General features: G+C 42.0%; 26 protein-coding genes. 16 read left to right on the plus strand and 10 right to left on the minus strand.

Going from position 1 to position 25,884, the window contains the following annotated elements; genetic code table 11:
• The first annotated feature begins 66 nt into the window (after positions 1-66).
• The 6 genes from ACTUJY_RS18410 to ACTUJY_RS18435 all read left to right on the plus strand — a co-directional run bounded on the left by ACTUJY_RS18410 (position 67) and on the right by ACTUJY_RS18435 (position 9,908).
• Positions 67-2,238 (plus strand): prolyl oligopeptidase family serine peptidase, encoded by a 2,172-nt coding sequence (locus ACTUJY_RS18410; RefSeq protein ID WP_463617600.1) that lies wholly within the window; start codon positions 67-69, stop codon positions 2,236-2,238.
• Between the two features lie 261 nt (positions 2,239-2,499).
• Positions 2,500-6,549 carry an EAL domain-containing protein gene (locus tag ACTUJY_RS18415; protein WP_463617601.1) on the plus strand — a complete coding sequence of 1,350 codons (4,050 nt, stop codon included), beginning with the start codon at positions 2,500-2,502 and terminating at the stop codon, positions 6,547-6,549.
• 130 nt (positions 6,550-6,679) lie between these two features.
• Positions 6,680-7,846 (plus strand): MFS transporter, encoded by a 1,167-nt coding sequence (locus ACTUJY_RS18420; protein WP_463617602.1) that lies wholly within the window; start codon positions 6,680-6,682, stop codon positions 7,844-7,846.
• Position 7,847: 1 nt separating this feature from the next.
• On the plus strand, positions 7,848-8,051 hold the full coding sequence (locus ACTUJY_RS18425; protein WP_463617603.1) for a CPXCG motif-containing cysteine-rich protein: 204 nt from the start codon (positions 7,848-7,850) through the stop codon (positions 8,049-8,051).
• Between the two features lie 63 nt (positions 8,052-8,114).
• Positions 8,115-8,891 carry a peroxide stress protein YaaA gene (gene yaaA / locus ACTUJY_RS18430; RefSeq protein WP_463617604.1) on the plus strand — a complete coding sequence of 259 codons (777 nt, stop codon included), beginning with the start codon at positions 8,115-8,117 and terminating at the stop codon, positions 8,889-8,891.
• A 168-nt stretch (positions 8,892-9,059) separates the two neighbouring features.
• Complete coding sequence (locus ACTUJY_RS18435) at positions 9,060-9,908, plus strand: DNA ligase (protein ID WP_463617605.1); 849 nt, start codon at positions 9,060-9,062, stop codon at positions 9,906-9,908.
• An 82-nt stretch (positions 9,909-9,990) separates the two neighbouring features.
• Here ACTUJY_RS18435 and ACTUJY_RS18440 read toward each other — a convergent pair whose 3' ends face one another.
• The gene (locus ACTUJY_RS18440; protein WP_463617606.1) at positions 9,991-10,488 is read right to left on the minus strand and encodes a DUF6942 family protein; all 498 of its coding nucleotides are present in this window, start codon (positions 10,486-10,488) and stop codon (positions 9,991-9,993) included.
• Positions 10,488-10,859 carry a DUF2750 domain-containing protein gene (locus ACTUJY_RS18445; protein WP_463617607.1) on the minus strand — a complete coding sequence of 124 codons (372 nt, stop codon included), beginning with the start codon at positions 10,857-10,859 and terminating at the stop codon, positions 10,488-10,490. Before ACTUJY_RS18445 ends, ACTUJY_RS18440 begins: the two co-directional genes overlap by 1 nt.
• A 124-nt stretch (positions 10,860-10,983) precedes the next feature.
• On the opposite strand from ACTUJY_RS18445, the gene ACTUJY_RS18450 reads away from it, so the two are divergent.
• Positions 10,984-11,355: a VOC family protein gene (locus ACTUJY_RS18450; RefSeq protein WP_463617608.1), complete on the plus strand. Its 372-nt coding sequence runs from the start codon at positions 10,984-10,986 to the stop codon at positions 11,353-11,355.
• 47 nt (positions 11,356-11,402) lie between these two features.
• Here ACTUJY_RS18450 and ACTUJY_RS18455 read toward each other — a convergent pair whose 3' ends face one another.
• Positions 11,403-11,804 carry a YbaN family protein gene (locus tag ACTUJY_RS18455; protein WP_463617609.1) on the minus strand — a complete coding sequence of 134 codons (402 nt, stop codon included), beginning with the start codon at positions 11,802-11,804 and terminating at the stop codon, positions 11,403-11,405.
• A gap of 170 nt (positions 11,805-11,974) precedes the next feature.
• On the opposite strand from ACTUJY_RS18455, the gene ACTUJY_RS18460 reads away from it, so the two are divergent.
• A complete protein-coding gene (locus tag ACTUJY_RS18460) occupies positions 11,975-13,993 on the plus strand; it encodes a M28 family peptidase (RefSeq protein WP_463617610.1) in 2,019 nt (672 codons plus the stop codon).
• A gap of 67 nt (positions 13,994-14,060) precedes the next feature.
• Here the strand turns inward: ACTUJY_RS18460 and ACTUJY_RS18465 are convergent, their stop codons facing one another.
• The 3 genes from ACTUJY_RS18465 to ACTUJY_RS18475 all read right to left on the minus strand — a co-directional run bounded on the left by ACTUJY_RS18465 (position 14,061) and on the right by ACTUJY_RS18475 (position 16,135).
• On the minus strand, positions 14,061-14,969 hold the full coding sequence (locus tag ACTUJY_RS18465) for a recombination-associated protein RdgC (protein WP_463617611.1): 909 nt from the start codon (positions 14,967-14,969) through the stop codon (positions 14,061-14,063).
• A gap of 88 nt (positions 14,970-15,057) precedes the next feature.
• Entirely contained in the window at positions 15,058-15,615 is a 558-nt protein-coding gene (locus ACTUJY_RS18470) for a DUF1415 domain-containing protein (protein WP_463617612.1), read from the minus strand.
• Positions 15,608-16,135, minus strand: a complete 528-nt coding sequence (locus ACTUJY_RS18475; RefSeq protein ID WP_463617613.1) for a prolyl-tRNA synthetase associated domain-containing protein — start codon at positions 16,133-16,135, stop codon at positions 15,608-15,610. The genes ACTUJY_RS18470 and ACTUJY_RS18475 overlap by 8 nt, the downstream gene beginning before the upstream one ends.
• 75 nt (positions 16,136-16,210) lie before the next feature.
• Between ACTUJY_RS18475 and ACTUJY_RS18480 the strand changes: the two genes are divergently transcribed.
• A complete protein-coding gene (locus tag ACTUJY_RS18480) occupies positions 16,211-16,876 on the plus strand; it encodes a type 1 glutamine amidotransferase (protein WP_463617614.1) in 666 nt (221 codons plus the stop codon).
• 105 nt (positions 16,877-16,981) lie between these two features.
• Positions 16,982-17,272: a YebG family protein gene (locus tag ACTUJY_RS18485; protein ID WP_463617615.1), complete on the plus strand. Its 291-nt coding sequence runs from the start codon at positions 16,982-16,984 to the stop codon at positions 17,270-17,272.
• 65 nt (positions 17,273-17,337) lie between these two features.
• Here ACTUJY_RS18485 and ACTUJY_RS18490 read toward each other — a convergent pair whose 3' ends face one another.
• Positions 17,338-17,793 carry a DUF2141 domain-containing protein gene (locus ACTUJY_RS18490; RefSeq protein ID WP_463617616.1) on the minus strand — a complete coding sequence of 152 codons (456 nt, stop codon included), beginning with the start codon at positions 17,791-17,793 and terminating at the stop codon, positions 17,338-17,340.
• Positions 17,794-17,903: 110 nt separating this feature from the next.
• On the opposite strand from ACTUJY_RS18490, the gene ACTUJY_RS18495 reads away from it, so the two are divergent.
• The 6 genes from ACTUJY_RS18495 (at position 17,904) to ACTUJY_RS18520 (ending at position 24,571) form a co-directional block, all read left to right on the plus strand.
• The gene (locus tag ACTUJY_RS18495) at positions 17,904-18,500 is read left to right on the plus strand and encodes a YdeI/OmpD-associated family protein (RefSeq protein ID WP_463617617.1); all 597 of its coding nucleotides are present in this window, start codon (positions 17,904-17,906) and stop codon (positions 18,498-18,500) included.
• A 106-nt stretch (positions 18,501-18,606) separates the two neighbouring features.
• A complete protein-coding gene (locus tag ACTUJY_RS18500) occupies positions 18,607-18,903 on the plus strand; it encodes a BufA1 family periplasmic bufferin-type metallophore (RefSeq protein WP_463617618.1) in 297 nt (98 codons plus the stop codon).
• Positions 18,904-18,911: 8 nt separating this feature from the next.
• On the plus strand, positions 18,912-19,796 hold the full coding sequence (locus tag ACTUJY_RS18505; RefSeq protein ID WP_463617619.1) for an MbnB/TglH/ChrH family RiPP precursor modification enzyme: 885 nt from the start codon (positions 18,912-18,914) through the stop codon (positions 19,794-19,796).
• Positions 19,771-20,502 (plus strand): HvfC/BufC family peptide modification chaperone, encoded by a 732-nt coding sequence (locus ACTUJY_RS18510; protein ID WP_463617620.1) that lies wholly within the window; start codon positions 19,771-19,773, stop codon positions 20,500-20,502. The genes ACTUJY_RS18505 and ACTUJY_RS18510 overlap by 26 nt, the downstream gene beginning before the upstream one ends.
• 324 nt (positions 20,503-20,826) lie before the next feature.
• Positions 20,827-21,963 carry a S8 family serine peptidase gene (locus tag ACTUJY_RS18515; protein WP_463617621.1) on the plus strand — a complete coding sequence of 379 codons (1,137 nt, stop codon included), beginning with the start codon at positions 20,827-20,829 and terminating at the stop codon, positions 21,961-21,963.
• A gap of 142 nt (positions 21,964-22,105) precedes the next feature.
• Positions 22,106-24,571, plus strand: coding sequence for a DNA polymerase II (locus tag ACTUJY_RS18520; RefSeq protein ID WP_463617622.1), 2,466 nt, complete (start codon positions 22,106-22,108; stop codon positions 24,569-24,571).
• A 5-nt stretch (positions 24,572-24,576) separates the two neighbouring features.
• Here the strand turns inward: ACTUJY_RS18520 and ACTUJY_RS18525 are convergent, their stop codons facing one another.
• The 3 genes from ACTUJY_RS18525 to ACTUJY_RS18535 all read right to left on the minus strand — a co-directional run bounded on the left by ACTUJY_RS18525 (position 24,577) and on the right by ACTUJY_RS18535 (position 25,882).
• Complete coding sequence (locus ACTUJY_RS18525; protein ID WP_463617623.1) at positions 24,577-25,098, minus strand: aminoacyl-tRNA deacylase; 522 nt, start codon at positions 25,096-25,098, stop codon at positions 24,577-24,579.
• Positions 25,099-25,307: 209 nt separating this feature from the next.
• Positions 25,308-25,514: a DUF2158 domain-containing protein gene (locus tag ACTUJY_RS18530; protein ID WP_463617624.1), complete on the minus strand. Its 207-nt coding sequence runs from the start codon at positions 25,512-25,514 to the stop codon at positions 25,308-25,310.
• Positions 25,515-25,696: 182 nt separating this feature from the next.
• The gene (locus ACTUJY_RS18535; protein ID WP_463617625.1) at positions 25,697-25,882 is read right to left on the minus strand and encodes a hypothetical protein; all 186 of its coding nucleotides are present in this window, start codon (positions 25,880-25,882) and stop codon (positions 25,697-25,699) included.
• Between the last annotated feature and the right edge of the window lie 2 nt (positions 25,883-25,884).

The raw sequence follows: 25,884 nt of genomic DNA on the forward strand, positions 1-25,884 counted from the left end.
TGAAGCTTTTCTCACGAAAAGTTTCACACTTATTTTTTTCCAATGATTAAAAACGAGAAACTACCCATGAACAAAACACTCATTGCGTTTTTATCTGTGGCTGTTTTAGCAGGTTGCTCTAAATCGCAAGAACAATCCACTGAGAATCGGCCCGAGCAAAAACACACTCAAAATCAAACTAAAACGACTCAACTTCAATACCCTCATACTCGAAAAAGTGAAATTGTTGATGAATATTTTGGCGAAAAAGTTGCCGACCCTTATCGATGGTTAGAAGACGACCGAAGCGAAGAAACAGCGCAATGGGTTGAAGCCCAAAACAAGGTTACTTTTGGCTTTCTTAATAAAATCAAGTACCGAGATGACATCAAGCAACGACTGGAAAAATTATGGAACTACGAAAAAGTCAGCTACCCATTCAAGGAAGGAAATTACAGCTATTTTTACAAAAATGACGGTCTACAAAATCAGAATGTTGTGTATCGAACCAATTCGGAAGGTGAAACCGAAGTTTTCCTAGACCCAAATAAATTCAGTGAAGATGGCACAACGTCACTTGATACATTGGCGTTTTCAAAGGATGGTAGCATAGCCGCATATACTATTTCAGAAGGCGGTAGTGATTGGCGAAAAATCATCATCATTGATGCGGAAACCAAACAGCAACTGGAAGCACCTATTGTCGATGTAAAGTTCAGTGGCATTTCTTGGAAAGGTAACGATGGATTTTTCTATTCCAGTTACGACAAGCCCGATGGTAGCGAACTTTCAGCGAAAACCGATCAACACAAACTCTACTATCACAAATTGGGAACAGCTCAACAAGATGATCAGGTTGTATTTGGTGGAACTGAAGAACAAAAGCATCGTTATGTTTGGGGAGAGGTCACCGAAGATGACAAGTACTTGTTGATCGCTGCGGCCATTTATACCAAAGGCAACCGGTTATTTTTAAAAGACCTCAGCGAAAATGATGCACCCTTGATTACCATTCAAGACAACATAGAATTAGACACGCATTTATTGGAATCAAAAGACAATACTCTTTATCTTGTGACCAACCGCGACGCCCCAAACAAAAAAGTGGTCACAGTCAGTACTGAAAACCCTGGCCCCGAAAACTGGAAAGACTTTATTCCTCATACTGAAAACGTATTAAATATTTCCAAAGGCGGAGGCTACTTTTTTGCAAACTATTTGGTAGATGCTATATCGCAAGTGAAACAATATGACTATCAAGGCAATTTAGTTCGCGAAATTGAGCTTCCAGGCATTGGGAATGTAAGAGGCTTTGAAGGAAAGAAAACAGACACAACTTTATATTACGGCTTCTCGAATTACAAAACCCCTTCTACCATTTACGCATACTCACTATCCGATGGTAAATCCGAAGTATATCAGAAGCCTGATATCGACTTTAAAAGCGAAGACTATGTATCAAAGCAAGTATTCTACACATCGAAAGATGGCACTCGAGTACCTATGATCATTACTCATAAAAAAGGACTGGAATTGAATGGCAAAAACCCCACTATCTTATATGGGTATGGTGGCTTTAATATCAGCTTAACGCCACGTTTTAGCGTTTCAACGGCTGTTTGGATGGAGCTTGGGGGTGTTTACGCAGTTGCCAATTTACGAGGTGGTGGTGAGTACGGAAAGGATTGGCATAAAGCCGGCACTCAGCAACACAAGCAAAACGTATTCGATGATTTTATTGCCGCTGCAGAATATTTGGTTAAAGACAAATACACCAGCTCAGATTATCTAGCCATTCATGGGGGTTCTAATGGTGGATTATTGGTAGGCGCGGTGATGACACAGCGGCCTGACTTGTTCCAGGTTGCACTTCCAGCGGTCGGCGTTTTAGACATGTTGCGCTATCACACCTTTACGGCGGGTGCCGGATGGGCGTACGACTATGGCACAGCCGAAGACAGTAAAGAAATGTACGAATATTTAAAAGAATACTCTCCGGTTCACAATGTGAAACCGGGCATTGAGTATCCAGCCACCATGGTCACCACCGCCGATCACGACGACCGTGTGGTACCGGCGCACTCCTTTAAATTCGCAGCAGAGTTACAAGCCAAGCACACAGGCACCAACCCCACCTTGATCCGTATTGAAACCAATGCAGGTCACGGAGCAGGTACTCCCACTAGCAAACGCATTGAGCTCGCCGCAGATATGTATGCCTTTGCTCTCTACAATATGGGCTACCACGATCTGCATTAAATGAAAGAAACAAAACCAATCCTCTAACTCTTGGGGATTGGTTCTTACCCCCCCTCTCCTCTTTACGACTCATACTCAGCAATCAACAAATCCATCCGCTTTAAGTAAGCTATACTTTGTTAATCAATGAAGGCTCTACTTTAACGCAATATGCGATTCACAAGGTGTGTTACGGTTTTCAAATTAATTTCTCTTACTCTGCTTCTTCTTCCATTTTATGGGTTTGCAAATGCAGATTTGTTAGGCACACCCGAACTAAAAGTGAAACACCTTCCCGAAAACTCGTTGTATCAAAATGCGTTCATCAACCATATCACGCCACTCGAGTCTGGCTTTTTATTATTTGCCACTCAGTCCGGAGCTCGACTTTACGACGGTTATCAGTTTATCCCGCTTACGCCTCAAAATGTCGATATTGAACAGTCTGCATTAAATAATGCTGTTCACTCTTCGCTTGAAGACTCAAATGGAACCATTTGGTTAGCAACGCAAACGGGACTGTATCGTCTTGTTCGAAATCAATCGCAATTAGAAAAAATACCATTAGAAATTAACCAAGATATTTCTAACGTTGATGTTCGTGAAATAATAGAAGACAAGAGTGGTCAGTTATGGCTTGGTACACTAAACGGAGTCATTCAACTGGATCCGACAACGCAAAACACCGTAACCTATCATTTAAAAAATAACGACGGAAATCAAATTCCGACAGGGAAGATTTTTACTTTACTGGAACATAAAAACAAAATTTGGATCGGAACCAATACCGGCCTTTACTTTATCGATCTGGCCGAGCCCGGCATAAAAAAAATTCACACTAAATTACCGAACACTTATATTACTTCAGGCGTCATTGTTGACAGCCATACTCTCTGGTTTGGTGCGGACGGTGTTGGCATTTACCAACTGAATACGAATACAGAAAACCTAACCAAACACACTCCGAGAAACAATAAACCATTTCAACTAAAGTCCAAGAACGTTTGGTACTTATTTAAAGACAGTTCCGAAAAAATATGGATTTCATATTGGAATGAAGGTGTTACCGTTTACGATCCAAAAACACAACAACAGTACAGCATAGAGCATCGAAGTCACGACAAAAGCGCTCTTCCCGGTGATTCCGTTGAAATGATAACCGGCGATCGCTCCGGTTTGGTTTGGATAGCCACTACTGAAGGCGCAGCACTGTTCGACCCTAAAACATTCCCGATTCAATATTTAAGACATATTAATGGAAAAAACATTAGTCTCGATGTCGCCAGCGTTTACAGTGTGGTAGAAGATAAGCAAAAAAATGTCTGGATTGGTACACCAAATGGACTTGACCGGTGGGATCCGGAAGCCAATAAATTACAGCACATTCATCATAAAGTTGAAGGACAACCAGACTCCAATATCGGGACCTTATGGAAAATAAAGAATGTCAATGAACAGTATCTTTTAATCGCCAGTGATTCCGGTGTTTATCGCTACGATAAAATACAGGATCGATTTAAAAAAATCACACTGAGCAACGCAACCAACATAGCACACTACGGTTTAATAGAGCTGCAATCACCTGAATTTATTACTGCCAGTAGTACTTCAAACCTTTACCGAGTCAATGCGTTAACGGAACAGAGCGAGTTGATCTTCGATGCAAGCCAGCAGAGTATTACACAACATAACGAATACTTTAATACTTTATTAGTTACTCGCGACGACTCTATTTGGCTTGGAAGTCCTACTGGTGTATATCGCGTTTCTTTTAAAAAAGGTTTTACTCAAGTCAAAAAAATTCATCATTATTTAAAAACTCACATCATTTACGATCTGCTCGAAGACAGTCAAGGACGAGTGTGGGTTGCAACCGCCAATGGAGGCATTCATATACTCACTCAAACGGAGTCAACGGTAAGCACTCGCCATATCACTCAAAAGCAAGGTCTGCCTAATAATGATGTTCGCAGTCTAACGCAAGTGAATGACGAAATATGGTTTACTACGATGAATAATCTTGGAAAAATTCACCACTCCACCTTCGATGTTCAGGTGTTTAACCAGATAAGCGCACGCGATCTCTACTTTTTTGAAGATTGCCACTTTCAATCGACTAATAACTTTTTGTATTTATGTGGTAGCGAAGTCGTTCGTGTAAGACCGACAGATTTAACTCTCGAAAAACGGCACTACCCAATACGTCTTACCAGCATCGAGCGAATGCATGAGCCCGATCATCGTTTTGCCCCCTTGCTTGAGCAACCCAATACTGAGTTTTATCCGGAAGACAGTTTATTGACGTTTAAATTCAGCCATTTGGCTTTATCGGCTTCAGAAAACCTTCGGTACCAATATCAACTTCTTGATTACGACAAAAACTGGTTAACACCTGGGCGTGGCCATAGCGCAAGTTACACCTATTTACCCAGCGGCCGTTACCAATTAAACGTACGATCGACGAATCAAGCGAATGAATGGTCAGCACCTAAAACGGTATTGGAGTTTACCGTTCATCCTCCATTTTGGAAGTCAAACTATGCGTATTTAATTTATGTAAGTATCAGCGCTATTCTAATACTTCTGTTAATTCGATATCGAAAGGAAAAACGTCGAAAAGAGCTCATCGCAATGGAAGCCATTCGGCAAAGCGAAGAAAAGCTCCGCGATGTGTTATGGGGAAGTGGCGATCAATTTTGGCGATGGGATTTGAACTCCAATATTTTATATCGAACATCAAACATCGAACTTGATGAGTTACCGAAAGAAGAAAGCTACCTTTGGTCAGAACAATTTAAACTCATTCACCCAGAGGATCAGGCATTAGTAAAAGAAATGATTGAACAATACCTCAAAGGACAAAGCGAATATTATGAGGTTCAATACCGAATGCGCAGCGTTGATGGAAAATCTTGGAACTGGCTGCTCTCTCGGGGCCGGATAGTCGAAAAAGATCAAGATGGCAAGCCGATTATGCTTGCTGGCACTACCAAAGATATTAATGAATTAAAAGTAACCGAGGGTCGTCTTCGTCACTTAGCTAATTTTGATCAACTCACGCAACTTCCAAACCGAGCTATGTTTCATGAACAAATGAAACACGCTATTCGATTGGCTAAACGCTTTAATGAAAAAGTTGCGCTGCTTTTTTTCGATCTCAATGGGTTTAAGATTATTAATGATTCATTAGGCCATGCCATTGGCGATCAATTGCTACAAGCTGTCGCACAACGACTTAAAATCATACTCAGAGAAACCGATAATATCGCCAGATTAGGTGGTGATGAATTTACTATCATTCTTGAGCGTGTCCATGATGAAGTAGAAATCAAACTTACTTTAGACCGCTTAATTCATGAAATTTCCAAGCCATTTGATTTACCACTACAAACAGTAATGACTTCAGCCAGTGTCGGTATCGCAGTTTTCCCCGACAATGGAAGCTCAACAGAAGCTTTACTGAAACATGCCGATATTGCCATGTATGAAGCGAAACGTAGCAGCAAAATTGACTACTGCTTCTTCAAAGAAGATATGAATGCTTCTTTAGCAAAACGACTCGATATCGAAAAGGATTTGGAAAATGCCATTACGAATGATGAGTTTGAGACATTCTTTCAACCCAGAGTGAGTGTGCTCACAAACCAGATCAAAGGATTTGAAGCTCTCATTCGCTGGCAACATCCAGAAAAAGGTTTAGTATCACCTGCCGACTTTATTCCTGTTGCGGAAGACAGTGGTAAAATCATTTATTTAGGCAGTTGGATACTTTTTGATGCCAGCAAACAATGTGCGAAATGGCACGCTCAAGGACATAAAGTTAATGTATCGATTAATATATCAGCGTTGCAGTTTCAACAGTCGGATCTCATTACCATCGTTAAACAAGCCATAGAAGCCGCAAAACTGCCGCCCGAATATTTAGAGCTTGAGATTACAGAGGGCACATTAATTCACAACTTAGATCATACACGCAGGGTACTTTATGACTTAAAGCAGCTTGGCATAAGAATCGCTTTAGATGACTTTGGCACCGGTTACTCCTCATTGTCTTACTTACAGCAGTTGCCCATTGACGTTTTAAAAATCGATCGCTCTTTTATAATTCAACTCAGCCGCTCAAGAAAATCCGCTATGCTATGTAAAGCCATTATTAATATGGCGCACAGTCTCGGTATGCAAGTGGTGGCAGAAGGCATCGAAACCAAAGAGCAGCTGGAGTTTTTAAAAGAATCGGACTGCGAAGAGTACCAAGGATTTTTATTTGGCAAGCCGCAACCCGCAGATGCTATTGCATTAAGCGTCGATAAAACACTTTCTGCTTGCAGTTAATTGAAAGCTACCGTTGAACTTTCGGTCTGTTCTTTGCTAAATTTTAAAACTTGTGCGCTTTCTGGAGCAAGTCATCGTTACACTCAAAAAGCAGTTCGGATACCTAATTATAATTATCGTTGCTGGTGAAATGATTTTCAGCCTGCCTTTTCATATTACACGTTTTTTCCGCCCTACCTTTCTGGAAACTTTTCAAATCAGCAATTCGGAACTGGGTGATGTTTTCGCACTGTACGGTATTGTGGCCATGCTAAGTTACTTTCCAGGTGGTTTAATAGCGGATAAGTTTCAACCCCAAAAATTGATGTCCTTTTCACTTTTCGCGACTGCACTCGGTGGTGTTTACCTCTATTCAATTCCAAGTGTCAATGGCCTGTATTTCCTGTTTGCTTACTGGGGCTTAACCAGCATATTGCTGTTTTGGGCGGCCATGATCAAATTCACTCGCATGACTGCAGGGCATGCTCATCAAGGCAAAGCCTTTGGCTTACTGGATGGCGGACGCGGTTTAATCGCGAGCCTTTTTGCTACAGCCGCTGTATTCTTGTTTGCCGTCCACTTAACCTCCGAAGCGGATACGTCCGCACACATCACCGCGCTTAAACAGGTAATATTACTTTATACATTCATAACAGCGTTAGCCGCGTTCATTGTGCTAACAATCAAAAGTGAACCAACAACACCAAGACCAAAAGAGACGAACGGCTTGACTTCCGTATTAAAAAGTCAACGCGTTTGGTTGCAAGGTGCGATTGTTATTTCGGCTTATTGCGGTTACAAAGCGCTGGATAACTATGGCCTTTATGCTGTCGAAGTACTGCGCATGTCTCATCTCGATGCCGCTGAATTTACCAGCTCACTCAGCTATTTACGGCCTCTGGGTGCAATTACAGCAGGGTTCTTAGCCGATCGTTGGCAGGCAAGTAAAGTGATTACCATAAGCTTTTTTCTGTTAGCCATACTATTTGCAACACTTTCTTTGTTGGGTACATTCATTATTATTGAAACGATCGTTCTGTTCAATTTAATGCTGTCCGGTTTTGCCGTATTTGCACTACGAGGAATTTACTTTGCCCTACTCCAGCAAAGCCAAGTGAAACCGCAAGTGACTGGCGCGGCCGTTGGTGTCATTTCCGTTATTGGTTACACTCCCGATGTCTTTTTCGCTCCCATCACTGGCAGAATTCTTGACGCGCACCCGGGGTTCATCGGGTTTCAACATTACTTTTTGGTTCTAACGTTGGTTTCGCTCGTCGGCTTAATAGCAACCCTTCAGCTCAACCGTTCAATGTCGTGAGATGGCTACGATAGCTCCCTATTGCGAATCGCCGGAGACGTGCCCCTATTGTGGAGAACCTATCACCTTGTTAATTGATTGCAGTGTGAGTCCGCAACAGTACGTTGAAGACTGCGAGGTGTGCTGCCGACCTATTCATATATTGATTGAAATTCATGCCGATGACTCAATCGCCATTCAGTTAAAAACCGAAAATGAGACCTGATCCTAAGCCTGATTTTTGATAAGCTTGCCCACTTTCCTTATTTTAGAAGTTGTTGTTTGCCTTATGTTGACGGTCATTTCGCCAGCCAAAAGCCTAGATTTTGAATGCCCTCTCGCTGCATCAAAATACACACAACCAGAGTTTCTGGTGCATTCTCAAGCACTGATTGAAGAGCTTAAGACATTAACCCATCAAGATGTTGCGGGGCTTATGAAACTCAGTGATACCCTCGCAGAGCTCAATGTTCACCGATTTCAGTCGTTCCATACGCCATTTACTCCAGAGAATGCACGACAAGCCGTGCTTGCTTTTCGTGGAGATGTTTACCAGGGCTTAGATGCCGACAGCATGAAATCAAAAGACTTCGACTATGCGCAAAAACATTTACGTATTCTTTCTGGTCTATATGGCTTACTAAAGCCACTGGATTTAATTCAACCTTACCGCTTGGAGATGGGTACTCGATTTGGTAACCGTCGCGGCAAAAATCTCTACGAATTTTGGGGTACCTTGATTCATGAACGGATTATTCAAGAGCTAAAGAAACACCCTTCCGCCCAACTGATCAACCTTGCGTCTAACGAATATTTTAAGGTCGTAAAAGCCAAACAATTGCCGTTTGAAGTGATCACTCCGGTATTTAAAGACTACAAAGGGGGTCAGTTCAAAGTCATTAGCTTTTTTGCCAAACGAGCCCGAGGAATGATGGCCCGTTTTATCATCGATCAGCGAATAGACATACCTGAAGGGTTACGCGAGTTTAATATTTCGGGTTATCAGTTCGACCAAAAATCAAGTAGCGACAACGAGTTAGTGTTTTTACGCAAAGAGCCACAATAAACGGCCGGCTAAATAACACTCTCGATGCTACTCGCTGTCAGATATTTCGCGTGATGAAATAGGCCGATCGCTGATCGCATTCATGCGCCCTTTCCTATCCCAAATGGCGATACAAAAAGCCATAATACACATCGACAAGGTAACTTATTCAATCAAGGACGATACATTATGGAAAGCCTAAAGCTGAGTTATTCAGCACTGTTAATCTCGCTTATTTGCCCAGCGATAAACGCCAACGCCCCCCTACAGCCTCCACTTCAACACGCTAAACATTACCTACCGCAGTCAGAGCTCACACAATTTTGGGTAAGTGAAAAACTCGATGGTGTTCGAGCCTATTGGAATGGCAAACGATTAATCACGCGAGCTGGCAATATCATTCACGCGCCGAATTGGTTCATTGAAAACTTCCCACAACAACCGCTCGATGGCGAGCTATGGATAGATCGCGGGCAGTTTGAACAGGTATCCGGCATTGTTCGTCGCCTCAAGCCAAATGATAAAGACTGGAAAAGTATCAAATATATGGTCTTCGACTTACCGGCAAGTCTGGAAACCTTCGACCAACGGAAAAACCAACTTCATTCCTTATTGCAACAAAGTCCAGCAAGGCACATTCTGCCTGTGAAGCAATTTCAGGTTACCGATCACCAATCGCTACAAGACGCTTTAGCAACGGTCATTGCCAAAGGCGGCGAAGGACTGATGCTACACCGTAAACACGCACTTTATCAGGCACGACGCAGCAGTGATTTACAAAAATTGAAACCGCACAACGACGCCGAAGCGAAAGTCATCGCTCACATATCAGGAAAAGGGAAATACCGAGGTAAATTGGGTGCCTTATTAGTAGAAACTAAAGACGGCATTCGATTTAAAATCGGCTCAGGCTTTTCCGATGCCGAGCGCAGTAACCCACCTGCCATTGGTTCTTGGATTACCTATCGCTATCGCGGAAAAACAAGTAAAAAAACACCCCGGTTTGCAACTTATTTAAGAATCTATAACGATCATTAAACCGCTAGGATAACGAGATGATCCCGCTCCAATATCGGAATATGACAATGAAAAACGACTAAACGCTCTGTCAGTAATCAATTCAATAACGTGTGGTTGCGTGTAGTGATTTGATAATCTCAACCAGTTGTTCTATTCGCTGGTTGCTTAACTGACGATAATCCAAATAAGGACTCACAATACGCGATTGGTTGGGGTGAACGGCGAAGTGTTCGTTCATCCACCGAAAAGGATTTTCTGGAAATAGTGATAAGGCGTGGGTTTTTCCGGCAATGATTTGAACTTCGGTAGTTGGTTCTACTGGCTTACTGAATAATAAGCAAACGTTAGATTCATTTCTTAATAGATTGTGATCACGATAATGTTGCCAACAGGTAAACTCCAAAGCGTTCAGTTGAAACATTAGCTTAGCAAGGCAATTGAAAATTTTTCGCCAATGATTACCACAATGCTGATTAATATGCTCAATCTTATGTTGATCCAAACCCACTACCGAGCTAAGACTTTCGTATTCATCCATAGAAGGACGATTCGCGATATAAACTTTTATTAATGCGTTTGGATTTCCGAATCCAACCATTAATCCGTTTCCAACAAGTCGAGCGACAACTCCAATGGTTCTACTTCCGCTCCTTCCAACTCGGCGGTCCAATTAACACCCACTAAAAGCCCATCTTTTTGCATGCCTGGCAACCAGTTATCGATGAAGTCATCCACGTCAACCGCTCGAGGCAAGTAACCGCTCCATTCATCGCTGCAAGCAGACTTTGCGAATGATTCCCGCGACCAAAAGGGCATCACTTCAATCTCGGAACTCTCTTCCGAACCGCAAAGCGCAAACTCCGCATTCTCATCGTTACCCGTCACTAATCCCCAAACGACCCCCGTATCAATTGCATCCTCTAAAAACAACTCATAATTTGAGTCAAAATCATCGCTCAGTTTTGTCATCTTTACCCTGTCCGAAAAAATCATTTATAGAACAAAATCTCAAAACACTACTGACAGTAGGCTGTCAGTAGCCTGAATTATAGTGTTCTGGAAGCTAACCTCAACTCATTTTAAGGAGTGTACCATGCAACACAAATTAACCTGGTGTGAAATTCCTGTCGTTGATATGCAACGCGCAATCACCTTTTATCAAGAAGTTCTTCAGTGCACAATAAAGGAAGAGCGAATGGAAAACTTCGATATGGCCATTTTCGAAGCCGACACGGAAGCCGTTTCTGGCATGTTAGTGAAAGGGCAAGGTTACATGCCTTCCACTACCGGCGCAGTAGTTTACTTACAAGGCGCTGGTGGAATTGATGCGACGCTTGCGCGCGCAGTTGCTAAGGGCAGTGAAGTACTTTGGCCAAAAACAGCAATAGACGGTGGTGAAAAAGGATTTTTCGCGCAGCTTATTGATAGTGAAGGAAATCGTATTGGTTTATACGGTATGAGTTAACTAAATCGAGGGGCTGAACCCTTCAGTCCCTTTGTCACTCCTGTTCATTACTTCTGCCACTCAGGTTCTGGCAAGCGCCAAATATACATAGAAACCAACAAAGCAATAACAGGTAATGACACCTTCACCCAAAACAATGGCACCAAGTAAATGGACAACGCCATCGATGACCATAAAACCAGTAAGGTATATATTTTGGCTTTGCGCGGGATCCCTGTGCCATCAATGTAACCCACAATATAACGACTCAGTAAGGGATGCTGTAATAGCCAATGATAAAACTTTTTTGAGCTACGTAAATAACAAGCTGCCGTTAACAACAAAAAAGGGGTCGTTGGCAACAGTGGAAGGAAAATACCCAATACGCCAAGCAACAAGGATACACTGCCAACGCACCAAAATAAGATGCGTAAGCTGCGACTTTGGGTAATTCGAGTAATTTCCGACAATGTCGGCTCCTAAAAAAATAAATAGTCACGCTCTAGAGTAACTAAGAGCTGTTTTGCCAAGCAGTTCACATACCGCTACATATTACCACTGAAAGTTGTGAATATTAACTTGTTGAACCAACCCTCCACTTTTACACTTTTTACAAATCCCACGAAAAGAACAGCCTCGCATGAAATTAAAAACTCTCTTTACGATAATAGCCCTTTCCTGTAGCTCACAATTAATTTTAGCCGACAATGCGCAGCTCAATACAAGCACGGCTCCCAATACAACAGCACAACCTGCCATTTTATCGATTGGCAATGATGCATTACTGAGCATGACCAAAGAAACAAAAGAACAATTGGGAATTACTCAAGTCAGTAATCCAACCAAACTAAAAAGCGATATCGCAATAATTAAAATTGAAGAAAACAAGCTAGAAAAGCTAAGCGCTTACATGCACGACCAATATCGACGATGCGGTGGTTATGTATGGCATGCTTCAATGAACGATGCATTAAATTACAAACAAGCGATTGTGCAAAAAAGCACAGCAAAAGCCGCAGACTACAGCATTAATAATCAAGAAACCGTTGCTGCTTTGTTAGCACAAATGACCCCAGCCAGTTTGTCATCAACTGTGACTAACATGGGCAGTTACAACAACCGATACTACACACAAAGCTCAGGCGTTGAAGCCGCAAACTGGTTAAAGTCATCTTGGGAAAGTTTGGCCAACACCCGTGACGATATCACTGTCGAGCTTTTTGAACACAGTGGTTGGGCACAACCTTCGGTCATCGCCACCATAACAGGAACAACTCATCCGGAAGAAGTCGTTGTTATTGGTGGACACCTAGATTCCATTAATTCTGGTGGAGGTTCAACGGCACGAGCACCAGGTTACGATGATAATGCATCGGGTATTGCCGTTATTTCCGAAACATTACGGGCCATTGTGTTAAGTGGCTATCAACCCGCAAAAACCGTAAAAATTATGGGATATGCCGCTGAAGAAGTTGGACTTCGTGGCTCTCACGAGATAGCGACGCATTATCGAAATACTAACGTGGACGTTATCGGTGCCGCTCAATTTGATATGACCGGTTACAAAGGTTCGGCAAACCTCGACATCGTCCTAATTTCTGACTACACCAATGCCGAACAAAATCACTTTATGACGCAATTAATGGATCACTACTTTCCTGAGCTGAATTACGCTTATGACCCTTGTGGCTATGCCTGCTCCGATCACGCCTCTTGGCACCAAAGCGGCTTTCCCGCATCGTTTCCATTTGAATCCGACTCTTCTGAATACAATCGTGATATTCATACCACGCGCGACAATCATTTTGATTCCGAACACGCGACCAACTTTTTAAAGTTAGCCATTGCCTACGTTGCAGAAATGGCAAAAGGCGAAGCCGATGCCGACAATGTTGATTCATCGAGCGTCGTTGAATTTGAGCGGTCGACTGCCGAACTCGAAGAAGCCAATATCATCAGCGTGAGAGTTAAACGAACGGGTCTTTACGATCAACCTGCGGCCGTAAATTTTCATACGGTAGATGGTACTGCTACAGCCGGAGAGAATTACCGCGCGTTAAGTGGCACATTACACTGGGAAGTGAATGATTCGGAAGATAAAGTGATCGAAGTGACGGCATTGTCACTCAATGAAGACAAGCATTTTTCTATCGTACTCAGTAATACCAGTGGAAATGCCGAGCTAGGAAACGCATCAACCTTAACGGTAAACATGATCAATCAATCCGTCAGTTATGTCGCGTTTTCTCAAGCCAATCTCGAGTTAAATGAATCCAGCACAGCGACTATCACGGTAACCCGCCTCGGTGATGCCGATCAGAGCGCGCGCGTGAGTTACAGTGCAATTAACGGAACAGCCATTGCAGGAACTCACTACACCGCGCTATCGGGCTTATTGCAGTGGGAAGAAGGCGACAGCAGTGAACGAGTCATCGAAATTTCAACGTTACCGACCGATCAAGATGTGGCGTTCGTACTTTCATTGCGTGATGTTAACGGAAATGCACAAATGGGCGATGTTTCGCAAGTAAATGTGACCATCAAAAATGTTGCTGACGATCAAGCGCAGGAAAACAATGGCTCGAGCAGCGGTGGTGGCATAGGCATCAGTTTTGCGCTTTTGGCATTGCTGTTTATTCGACGAAGCAAACACCTTTAATATCGTCAGACTTATGGATGGGCGAAGCGCAACGAGCCCATCCTTTATACACACTGAGTCCTTTAAATCACGACTCTTGCCCGCTTCTTACCTGAAACACTTGATAGAAGTCCTGCGTAAACTCAGAAATGGTTTGCGTCATCAATACAAAATCAGCATCAAACTTTGCCATCTTATCTTCAATGTCGAGTTCGTCGTTTTGGTTCAATAGTTCATCACCAAACTTAACGCTTTTAATTTGTAAGTCGTCCTGAATACTGCATTTGAGTAAATCGCGATAGAACACACCCAATTTGCTTACCCAGTAACCGTCTTCAATCAAGTCAGTGATCACCTGATTTTCCGATTCGTTATCTTTAAAACGTGCGACACGTTCATCTTGTGGGTCTTTTAACTCATAGTCGCCACTTAAACTCCACCCTTCTGGCAGTCCATTAAGCAACCACTGATTCATTGTTGCAGCTGGATTTTGTTCGGCATCGACCTTTACAGCACCTAACACACCTAACGAGTCCACTAATAAACTGATAAAAGTATCCGCTAAAGCAACGCTGCCCGCATTGACAACCATCAACCCGTTGCGGGTATCAATATAGCCGTGGGTATGACTAGCGCGGGTAAACGCTTTGGGCATCAGTAGCGCTAATATGTCTTCTTTGAATTGTTGCTTTTCCTTACGGAATACTTTTCGCCCCTGTTCCAGCTCGACTTCAGCAATGCGTTCTTCCAATGCTTCATTAATCATGGAAGGTGGAATGACCTTTTGCTCTTTGCGCATACAGAACAAAAAACAACCATTTGCGGTATACACCAACTCTTGCTCATTGCGATGCAGTGGCGAAATCCAGCCAACACTTTCTTTCGACTGACGGCCACAAGGCTGAAAGCGCTGAGTGTTTAATTTTTCAGCAAACTCCTGTTCATTCAGCTTAAAATCTTCGACAAATCGATACAGTTGTAAATTTCGGAACCACATAATACATCTCAATCATAAATCGGCCGGCTATTATGCCCAAGCGAAGTGGGTTTTGCACTCTTGACTTCTCCACTCTTCAGCCAACATGCTATTTCTTATCGAAACAGGACTGGTACAACGCTTGAAAGTACGCCAAGCCTTTTTTACGGGCGTGCTGGATATTACGTTGAGGAATTTTTTCAGGTGATGTCACTTTCGTTAAAGCCAGCTCCACACTGGCTTCGCGTAAAATATGGAGCGTAGGGAAAGGTGCGCGGTTTGTGTAATTTTCCGGGTCGTCCGTTTTGCACCCTTCAAAACAATATTCGGGATGAAAGTGCGCAAGCTGGTACAGACCTTCATAGCCTTGTTGCTCAAGTAATCCCTCCCCCATTTGCGCCAGCGTCCAAAACTCATCGAACGAAACAAAGCCTTGCTCGAAAATGACTAAGGTGGTTTCAACTTCCGGGTGATGATCAAGGTACATGCATTGTTGAACCAGTTCTTGCAAAGCATTTGTTAGCTCTGAAGCAAAGGAACAGTAATAACGAATGCTTTGCTCTGCGAAAACCGGTTGCGCAAACGGACAGAAGTTTTCACCAATCACCACACGTTGCAACCACCGTTGCATTATCTGCACACTACGCGGCTCCGAAGTATTAATCACAGTTTTCTCCAATTTGCGGGATCTCAATAAATGATGGCGAATGCCCAGTTCGAATGAAAAAGCGTTCCAGATCAGTGCGCGCCAGCACATAGGTTTCGGTATTAATCAAAGGATGACAATGAAGATGTGATTCGCCCTCTGCCCCTTGATCAATCCATATCGCTTGATCAATCCACAACTCCACCGCATTCTGATCATCGTTTATTAAAGCCAACATGGACACACAACCTGGCTTAACATGCAAAAGACGCATAAGTCGCTCTGCCGATGCAAAACCCAATCGCGAAACCGATGCTCGTTTCGACAAAGTTTTTAAATCAACCTGTTTGTTATGAGCGGTAATGAGCAAAAAGTGTCGGCGACCGTAATTGTCACGCAAAAATAAATTTTTTAACCGTGTTCCCTTACGCTCAACCAAGTGACGATCAGCATCTTCACAGGTTTCCAAGGGTGGGTGCTGATATTGGGTGTAAGGAATGTCCCATTCAAAGAGTACTTTATCGAGTTGTTGTTTATTCACAGATTTTCAGATTGCTCAATTACCCAGACTGGGTTTAAATGACTCAGTCATTCATGATAACGGAAACTTTTTAAAATGAGTAACCGCATCACGATTATTCAGCACGCTGAGAAAGAAGGTCCCGGATACATTAACGATTGGGCGCAGCAACGCGATGTACATTTGGAAGTCTTACTTGCACCGAATCAGGCATTGCCGAGTCTTGCGGAAATAAAGTCCAGCGCGCCACTGGGCGTGATCTTGTTAGGTGGTGAAATGAATGTGAAAGATGCCTCACATTTGACCTGGCTACAACAGGAAATCGACTGGATAAAACAACTCACTCACACATCAACACCCGTGTTAGGTATTTGCCTAGGAGCACAACTACTCGCCACGGCACTCGGAGCGTCGGTCACCAAGCTATCGAAAATGGAATTCGGTTGGAAGACCATGCGCTTTCATTCTTTGCCTGTGGAATTAAGTTTTTTTAAAGATCTTAATTACGCTTTCGAAGCTCACAGCTTTCAATTTGGCATTCCCAAGCCTGCAGCTTTATTGGCATCCTCCGAGCAGTGCCCTCATCAAATTTTTTATCAAGCTTCCCACTGTTTGGGCCTTCAGTGTCACTTGGAATGGACACCGGAACACATCCAATCTTTGTTTCCGAACTATTCGCCACCTGACGATGCCAATGATAAACATCGACAAGCCCGCACTGTATTATTTCAATTACTCGATGAATATTTTTTGGCTAATTGAGCGTTAAATTGACAGCCGTTAAAAAAGCACTTGCTTAAAACTACTTAAGTAAGTAGTATTCCTTTCGTCGCTTAAATTAACAACAAGCAATTGGAGTAAACCCAAATGGCAGTGGTGACTTTATTTATGTCCGATCGAGATACATCTAAAACCTTTACTGATAAAAAAGAAGCCGACCAATACGATAAAATGTTGGAACTGGCAGAAAATGTTAGCGCCTGGATGGAACAAAAAATTGAAGGATTAACGGAAGATCAAGTTGAAGCCATCGGTATGTTAATTGCCGAGAACAAAGACTTGTTGGCGAAAGCCATTAAAGGTAAACCCGAGGTATTGCTGACTGAATCAGAGCAAGAAAACGACGACAACGTCACTCCCCTCGCAGCAAACGAATAATTGCTATTAGCGAAGAGAGCGTTGCTCAGGGAATGAGCGTTGCTTGCGTCCTACCCATCAAATGCCTATTGCAAATGAATTTCTATCTCACGATTTTCGGACATTTCAAACATAGAGTCATCGAAACTGGCAGGCCCCATAAAGCCTTTAGCATCATTGCTGAAACCATAATCTTCTGAAGGTGCACCAAACAAATTTTTATCCAGTTTGCCATTATCGTTTTCATCATGAAATAATTTAATCGCGTACTTACCTGCCGTTAAAGGCTCAAATGAAAATGTCATTTGCTTGGCATCTACGGCTTTTTTGACAGCCAGCAGATATTCACCAGACTCATCAAAGGACTCTTGCGAATTATAAATTACCGCCATCAAATGACCTTTTAAATTATCGAACCCCGAAACTTTCACCGTTAGCTGCAATTTTTCTTGCTCCACGGATAACGGTTCAGCAACTATTTGTTTTGAAACTAACAAAAATGGCGTTAATGCCACCAACAAATATCTCACAAAGCAATTCATCGTTTCCCCTTTATCGTTTGCATCAAAAATAATGCAGACTATGATAATCAAAATGCGGATCTAAAAAATGTGCTTAAAGTCATGCCTTTTTCGACTGAGGAGGTAACTACATGACCGTTGATGACTATATCAAAAAGCATGAGCATTGGCGAAAAGAGCTTTCCATACTCCGAGAGCTGTTGCTTGAAGCGGACTTCGAAGAAACCATCAAATGGAGTGCCCCAGTTTATACCAAAAATAAGAAAAATCTGGTGGGACTGGGAGCTTTTAAACAACACCTCGGTCTGTGGTTTTTTCAGGGAGCCCTATTAGAAGATAAACATGAAAAATTGAGTAATGCCCAAGATGGAAAAACCAAAGCGATGCGTCAGTGGCGCTTTAATAGCCTGGATGATATCACTGAAAATCTATTTGTCATCCGCGATTACCTTCATGAAACACTGCTCCACCACCAACAAGGCAACTCGATTGAAGCAGCCAAACCCAACAGTAAATTATTGACCATTCCTCAGGAGCTGGAAGATGCGCTCAATCAAAACAGTGCACTTAAAAAAGCTTACGGTCAATTAACGCCCTACAAGCAAAAAGAATACGCGGAACATATTGCCAATGCAAAACGAGAATCCACTCGACACAACCGATTAGAAAAAGCGATCCCACTTATCATGAAAGGAGTTGGATTACATGATAAATATCGAAACTGTTGAGCACGTTATTCCCGTGCTTTATATACTTAAAGAAGAGATTTGTAGAAAAACCGAAGCCACAATAACAGTGACATCTTTTTTAACTCGCAAAACTTAGGAGCGAACAATGAATGAGAATTTAAAACGTACGTTGACAAGTATCGCAGCAGTTGGAGTGAGTTTGTCGGTAAATGCCGTACCCGAGCAGCCGACTCATTGGGAAAAATGCGCGGGAATAGCAAAAGCGGGAAAAAATGACTGTGGTTCGCTAAATGGCAGCCATGGTTGTGCGGGTCAAGCACCTAAAGACAACGATCCTAACGAGTGGGTTTATGTACCCCAAGGTACTTGTGAAAAAATTGTTGGCGGAAAAGTTGTGAAAGTTAAGCCCGCTAAAACCGCACGCGCAGAAAAAACCAATTGACAACCACTATGTTGCGCAATTCAGTTTCTTTGTCAGGTATTGTTGGTTTAGGTTTACGCGAACAACATTTAGATGCTATTGCGCAACACAACCACCCTATAACCTGGTTTGAACTGCTTATCGACAACTGGTTAGCCGATGGTGGGTTTACTTATAATGCGGTTCGCTCGTTATCTGAGCGCTACGCACTGACCTTCCATGGTGTAGGACTGTCGCTAGGCTCAGTGGATCCTTTGAACTTTAGCTACTTAAAAAAAGTTAAACGGCTACTCGATGATACATCCGCTATTTGGTACTCCGAACACTGCAGTTTTTCGCAATTTCAACAGCAGCAATTACCAGACTTATTTCCACTGCCTTATACATTAGAGACTCTAGAGCATCTAGTTCAGCGTATTCATCAAGTACAAGACTATTTAAATCGTCCTTTATTAATTGAAAATATCAGTTTTTATGTGCAACATCCTGATGATGAACTTTCAGAGATAGAGCTTCTTAATGCCCTTTGTCAACGAACCGGTTGTTTTTTACTACTCGATTTAAATAATTTATATGTAAACGCAACCAACCACATTTGGAATCTACAAAATTATATTCGAAATTTACGACCTCAATATATTAAACAACTTCACCTTGGTGGTTACCATAGAAAAGGCGTGCAATTAGTTGACAGCCATAGCAGCGCGCCTTGTGAAAAAGTCTGGAAATTATTTTCTCAATATTTAACCGAATTCGATCCTTCTGTACCAATTCTCATTGAGTGGGATAACCAACTGCCTCCGTTTAGTCACTTGGTTCAGCTGCAGCAAAAAGCTCAGCACTTAGTGGATTGGCATGCAAAAAACTCAGTTTCCGAAAAAGGTGAACATGCAACTAAAACAATGGCAGGCTAACTTCTTTGATCAAGTGCTCAATAGTAGAAGTAATATACATCCAAACAATAAAGAAATGGATATTTACCAAGCCAATCATCAACAAGGTTTAGTTAGCTGGCTCGTAAAAATTTTCCCCAATACGAAAAAGATAGTAGGCGACTCAATTTTCAAAGAATTGGCTTTCAACTATCGAGATCGCATCGAACCTTATTTAACACCTGACTCAACCTATGGTAAAACTTTTCCTATATATTTAGCAAAAGAACAGACCGACAACCCAAAGTTATTTGAACTACCGTTCTTATCCGATATTGCTGCTTTCGATTGGCTTCAGCATCAAACTTATTATGCTCCATCGCGCTCTGTTTGGCCGCATAAAGATTATTGTCAATTAACGCATTCGCAACAAGAAAACCTGGTATTGCTTCTAAGTCGCGACCTTGGGTTTATACTCTCCTCTTGGGCAATTCGTTCGGTATTGGAATCGAGTTTTCGAAAGTACCAGCCATCTCAAATCAAACGACAGGAAACATGTATTCTGATAGAACGACCTCAACTAAAAGTTAGCTATCAAATAATTTCTCGTCAACAATTTGATCTTCTAGCACTGATAAAACAGGGAAAGTCATTATATGAAATAAGTGCTTTAGCCAACCATTTGTTAAATGAAGTGACAACACTTATTACTCACGGATGGATCGAAGGGTTTAAAAAACCTAGCTAAGTGTTAGCTCGAACGCACTGAAAAATACTGCATAGCAACATCCGCTTTTAAGAAAACAAAGTATTTCCTAAAAAAATATCGCTTTTAATAATATATTCAAATATCTACTTGCTCTTACATTCATATCATTTCACCTAATTCCGACTTGTTCTATTCCAAAAACGACATAACGGTATATAAACCAAAATTCCCTAAGTTTTAAATTAAAACTTCCGCTTTTTGACAAGTTGAAAATTCCAAATCCCGTTAAATACTTTCATAGGGACCTTCTCCCGGAAGTAACACTAATAGAAAATTAACTTTCGTCTACAAAGGGGTATACCAATGCGAAAATCGCTACTGATAGCAAGCATGACAACAGCGCTTTCAACATCGATAACACTGAATGCTGAAACACCCAGCCATGCCGCTAGCCAAGACCTGTTCGAAATTAATAACACCTGCATAGTCCGATTCAATCAATCGATGGATAAGTTTGATGTGGAAGGAAGAGCCAGAGGTATGGTGGCAGCCGCAAATGCACAGGCTAAGCATATATACAAACACACCATTAAAGGCTTTGCAGTAAATATGAATTGCGACAAAGCAAGAGCTGCATTTAAAAATAATACAGAAGTTCAAAGCTTTGAACCTGACGGACTTGTCGTTGCGTTTCCGAAACCTGACAAACCTGGAGGTGGTGGCAATGGTCCTCAATCCACACCTTGGTCGGTTACGCGCGTTGGCGGTCCGTGGGATGGCAGTGGTCAAACCGCCTGGATACTGGATACTGGGATCGATTTGGATCATGCGGATTTAAATGTAGACAGTAGCAGAGGTTTCAGTGCTTTTAACAAAGGTAAAGATGCTGGCTTTGATGACGGACACGGCCACGGCACTCATGTTGCTGGAACCGTCGCCGCAATAGACAATGACATCGATGTGGTTGGCATTGCCGCGGGAGCAACGGTTGTCCCTATAAAAGTATTAAACTCTCGAGGTTCAGGCAGTTACTCCGGCATCATCGCGGGTGTTGAACACGTTGCTGCGAATGGCAGCGCAGGAGATTGTGCCAATATGAGCCTAGGCGGCGGTAAAAGCAATGCATTAAATGACGCCGTTAAAAGTGCCGCACAACAAGGTATTTTATTTGCCTTGGCTGCCGGTAATGAATCGCAAAATGCAGACAATGTTTCTCCTGCGAGTGCTAATCACAATAATATTTTTACCATTTCAGCAACCGACTCTAGCGACGAATTCGCTTACTTTTCCAACTATGGAAACCCTCCGGTCGATTATGCCGCTCCCGGAGTTAGCATACTTTCTTTGAAAAGAGGTGGTGGCACCACAACGATGTCGGGGACTTCTATGGCTTCACCCGCAGCTTGTGCCGTTATCATGCTTAAAAATGGAAATCCTTCAAGTGACGGTACTGCCAGTGGAGATCCTGATGGTAACCCCGATCCTATTATTCATTTGTAGCCCCCGTACTCGTTCAATTATTTTCGGTTAAATACACAGCCCCTTTTTGGGGCTTTTTCATTTCCACAAAATAGCCCCTGTAAAGCCATCTAGTGATAAACTACGGCTCAAATGAGTTCGAACAATTGACGCTTTATCCTCTATGCAACAGACTCTCAAAGGTTTCTTACTGACACGCCATTGGGAAGAACGATTCATCAACGGTCACCAACAAACGGTTCTCTGCTTTTGGATAAAAGCAGAAAAAGGGCCTATAAAGATTGAAGTTTCCCAACAACAACCCGTCTTTTTTATTGCTCAATCTCTTATCAAAAAGGCAAATAAAGTATTAGATTCCGAACTTGGTTTAAACCGATATCGAATTCAAAAGGTATCGCTTCAATCCTTTAAATTTGAAAAGTTATGTGCCGTTTATTTTTATTCGCAGCGAGATCTATACGTTGCACGAAAGCAGCTGCGCGACAGTCATATATTTCCTTTAGAAGCCGATATTCAACCAACGGATCGGTATTTAATGGAGCGCTTTATTCGTGGGGGATTACAACTGCAAGGAACATTAAAGTCCAATAAACATTATTTAACGTTCTTAAATCCAAAACTGACCCCCACTCCATTTAAACCCAAATTTAGCGTGCTGTCTCTCGATATTGAAACCTCAATGGTTGGCGAAAAGCTCTATTCCATTGCTCTTTTAATGACTTCAACCGATTCACCGGTACAATCAGCAAACGACGTTTATATGGTTGATCCATCACGAGCCGGTCATAAAGAAGGCGATATCACATATTTTACCGATGAGAAAAGTTTGCTGACTCACTTTATTCAACGAATTCATACTTTAGACCCAGATATTGTTATAGGCTGGAATGTCGTTAACTTTGATTTGCGCTTTCTGCAAAAAAAAGCCGAACAATTAAACATAAGGTTTGCCTTTGGCCGCGAAAACGCATTGATTGACTGGCGTCAGTCTCGTAGCAATAATGAGCATTATACGTTAACGGTGCCGGGGCGCGTGATATTGGACGGTATTGATACGTTACGCTCAGCAACCTATAACTTCGAGAGTTTCTCTCTGCAATACGTGGCAAACGAGTTGCTTGAACGTGGAAAGTTGATTGCGCATTCAGATAGCCGAGGCGAAGAAATCACACGTTTATATAATGAAAATAAAACCGCACTGGCCGCATACAATCTCGAAGACTGCCAATTGGTCTGGGACATATTTAGAAAAACAAAATTAATTAGCTTTGCTGTTGAAAGAGCTCAACTCACAGGGTTGGCAATGGATCGCTTTGGTGGTTCAGTCGCTTCATTCGATAACCGCTATTTACCTTTGTTGCATCGAAAAGGCTATGTTGCCCCCAATTTAGCTTCAGAACCAGAAAACATCGGTAGCCCTGGTGGTTATGTCATGGACTCCTTTCCTGGCATTTACGATCATGTTCTGGTTCTGGATTTCAAGAGCTTGTACCCGAGTATTATACGTACGTTTAAAATCGACCCGATGGGATTGATAGAAGGGTTAAAAAAAGAAAGTCATAAGGCATTCAAAAATCAGCAGCAAACACCGATTTCCGATTACAACACTTTAGTCCCTGGCTTTAATGGCGCGGTCTTTCATAAATCGAATAATATATTGCCTGAGTTAATTGCAGAACTATGGCAAGCGCGAGACGATGCAAAACAGGAAAATGACCGTGCATTGTCACAGGCGATTAAAATTTTGATGAACTCTTTTTATGGTGTGTTAGGAACCCCAGGTTGTCGTTTTTTTGATTTTCGTTTACCCAGTTCTATCACGTTACGTGGACATCATATTTTATATCGCACAAAACAAGAAATCGAACGTAAAGGCTTTAAAGTTATTTATGGTGACACCGACTCCGTATTTGTATGGCTTAAAGGTTATCATCGTAACATTGCCATACACACCATTCGAGAATTGGGTCAACAATTAGCGGTTGAACTGAACCATTGGTGGCAGCAAACGTTAAAAAGTGAGTTTGGTATTGAAAGTTATTTGGAACTGGAATTTGAAACTCACTTTAAACGCTTTATAATGCCGACCATACGAGGATCAGAAAAAGGTTCGAAAAAACGGTATGCCGGTCTACAAGTGTTTAAAAATGGGAAAGAAACAATTATTTTTAAAGGCTTGGAAAGTGTCCGCACCGATTGGACAATATTAGCGCGTCAATTTCAAAGAGAACTTTATCAGAAAATATTTCATGATCAAGATTACGAAGATTATATTCGCCAGCTTGTTCAGTCTATTCGTAACGGTGATCAAGATGAACGTCTCGTCTATCGAAAACGCATACGAAGAAAGCTATCGGACTATCAAAAAAATGTACCGCCTCATGTGCAAGCCGCTCATATTGCTGAACAAGAACGTTCAAAACGCGGTTTGCCTTCCTGTTATAAAAATGGAGGCTGGATTGAATATCTACTGACGACTAATGGACCTCAACCTATTGAGTTTTGTCAATCACCACTAGATTACGAGCTCTATATTGAACGCCAAATTAAGCCCATTGCCGATGGAATTTTGCATTTCATCGGCAACAGTTTCGACAGCATTTTCGATCGCCAAATTGGTTTATTTTAAATTTATTATATCCAATGCCAAGGTTTTGAATGCTTTTTTTGTCCTTCGACCGTCAAACTGGCCGATTGATATCCCTTTTCAATGACCTTGGCCTGTGTTAACTCACAAAAGTCGACGGTATTCATCTGAATCAATTGGGTATGGGTTCCCCCATTAAATGTGATTTCAAACCGGTTAAATAACTCTTTGGCAATACAAACATCCATTCCATACAAATTGCCCAAAGGCGGCATTGCTCCCACTTCACACTGCGGAAACAAGTCCTGAAAATCTTCTTCTGGGACAATAGTCACTTCATTAACTTTCAACTCTATCGATAAAGGAATGGGTGCAATAACGCAGTCTGCAGGAATCAGTACTAGTGTTTTCCTATCATTTGCATTCACTACCACAACTTTTGTTAGCTCATAACTGGCCAAATGGGCTGAATGAGCGGTTTCGCGTGCTGTAATAGACTTTGGATGATGAATAACTTGGTAAGGGACGCTTTGCGACTCAAGGTACTCGATGGGTTTTGGAACGTACATGTAAGCCTCCATGACGAACAAAGAACGTAAGGCTTCTATAGTTTAACGCTGAATCTTTATTCAGATCGAGAATAATGATACTTTTTTCATCGCTTTTTATTCTATATATAATTTGGTAATGAGAATTACTTTTCTGAGAAAAAATAGCATTAGCGATATCGCAGGTAAATCCTCGATATCGCCATTTACTGACATTTCGAAAGAAGAAATTAAATCGCTACTTGTTTAAGAGTTGATGATCGGAAAACATCTTTCTTTAAGGTCGTACCAACAAACCACTTGCAAACGACGTCTTCTTCTTCAAACCCTTGGGTGGCGTATTGTTGTTTTTGCTCTACCGGTAAATCACCCAAAAATGAAAACACGGTCATCTTGGTACCACCTGAATTTAATTGAACTATGTCACCTCTTCTCATAGTGCCTCCTAAATGTAAGTTGTTAATGAAATGAACTAAAGATCTTTGTTATTTATTGGTTTAAAGCGATCTTTAGTTAGTTAGTACTCACTCCACAGCTTATTAAAAGTGGTTCATTTTTGCTTTTAATAAGTTTTGTAATAAGGAACGGCTTCCTTGCCTTAGGTTATTGAGTAAACGGTTTACTCTGCATCATCTTTGCAGCTGGGCCAATTTGCACACATCGTTGCAGAATCTTTATTTTCAACAGCTTCAACAATAATGCTTTGAATTTCTGCTTTTTCATATGAAATGAATGAATTTGAATGCTCGAGTGGCATTGCTGGAATAAAGCTTAGAATAAAGTACACAAAATTTAAGTTAGTCATAT

This window comes from Pleionea sp. WD8-19, assembly GCF_055326765.1.

Bases quoted from the DNA above. Each gene is read 5' to 3' on its own strand.
- ACTUJY_RS18410 (WP_463617600.1), top strand. From the start codon at position 67: ATGAACAAAACACTCATTGCGTTTTTATCTGTGGCTGTTTTAGCAGGT.
- ACTUJY_RS18420 (WP_463617602.1), top strand. From the start codon at position 6,680: ATGATTTTCAGCCTGCCTTTTCATATTACACGTTTTTTCCGCCCTACC.
- ACTUJY_RS18425 (WP_463617603.1), top strand. From the start codon at position 7,848: ATGGCTACGATAGCTCCCTATTGCGAATCGCCGGAGACGTGCCCCTAT.
- yaaA (WP_463617604.1), top strand. From the start codon at position 8,115: ATGTTGACGGTCATTTCGCCAGCCAAAAGCCTAGATTTTGAATGCCCT.
- ACTUJY_RS18435 (WP_463617605.1), top strand. From the start codon at position 9,060: ATGGAAAGCCTAAAGCTGAGTTATTCAGCACTGTTAATCTCGCTTATT.
- ACTUJY_RS18440 (WP_463617606.1), bottom strand. From the start codon at position 10,488: ATGGTTGGATTCGGAAATCCAAACGCATTAATAAAAGTTTATATCGCG.
- ACTUJY_RS18445 (WP_463617607.1), bottom strand. From the start codon at position 10,859: ATGACAAAACTGAGCGATGATTTTGACTCAAATTATGAGTTGTTTTTA.
- ACTUJY_RS18450 (WP_463617608.1), top strand. From the start codon at position 10,984: ATGCAACACAAATTAACCTGGTGTGAAATTCCTGTCGTTGATATGCAA.
- ACTUJY_RS18460 (WP_463617610.1), top strand. From the start codon at position 11,975: ATGAAATTAAAAACTCTCTTTACGATAATAGCCCTTTCCTGTAGCTCA.
- ACTUJY_RS18465 (WP_463617611.1), bottom strand. From the start codon at position 14,969: ATGTGGTTCCGAAATTTACAACTGTATCGATTTGTCGAAGATTTTAAG.
- ACTUJY_RS18480 (WP_463617614.1), top strand. From the start codon at position 16,211: ATGAGTAACCGCATCACGATTATTCAGCACGCTGAGAAAGAAGGTCCC.
- ACTUJY_RS18485 (WP_463617615.1), top strand. From the start codon at position 16,982: ATGGCAGTGGTGACTTTATTTATGTCCGATCGAGATACATCTAAAACC.
- ACTUJY_RS18490 (WP_463617616.1), bottom strand. From the start codon at position 17,793: ATGAATTGCTTTGTGAGATATTTGTTGGTGGCATTAACGCCATTTTTG.
- ACTUJY_RS18495 (WP_463617617.1), top strand. From the start codon at position 17,904: ATGACCGTTGATGACTATATCAAAAAGCATGAGCATTGGCGAAAAGAG.
- ACTUJY_RS18500 (WP_463617618.1), top strand. From the start codon at position 18,607: ATGAATGAGAATTTAAAACGTACGTTGACAAGTATCGCAGCAGTTGGA.
- ACTUJY_RS18505 (WP_463617619.1), top strand. From the start codon at position 18,912: ATGTTGCGCAATTCAGTTTCTTTGTCAGGTATTGTTGGTTTAGGTTTA.
- ACTUJY_RS18510 (WP_463617620.1), top strand. From the start codon at position 19,771: ATGCAACTAAAACAATGGCAGGCTAACTTCTTTGATCAAGTGCTCAAT.
- ACTUJY_RS18515 (WP_463617621.1), top strand. From the start codon at position 20,827: ATGCGAAAATCGCTACTGATAGCAAGCATGACAACAGCGCTTTCAACA.
- ACTUJY_RS18520 (WP_463617622.1), top strand. From the start codon at position 22,106: ATGCAACAGACTCTCAAAGGTTTCTTACTGACACGCCATTGGGAAGAA.
- ACTUJY_RS18525 (WP_463617623.1), bottom strand. From the start codon at position 25,098: ATGTACGTTCCAAAACCCATCGAGTACCTTGAGTCGCAAAGCGTCCCT.
- ACTUJY_RS18530 (WP_463617624.1), bottom strand. From the start codon at position 25,514: ATGAGAAGAGGTGACATAGTTCAATTAAATTCAGGTGGTACCAAGATG.
- ACTUJY_RS18535 (WP_463617625.1), bottom strand. From the start codon at position 25,882: ATGACTAACTTAAATTTTGTGTACTTTATTCTAAGCTTTATTCCAGCA.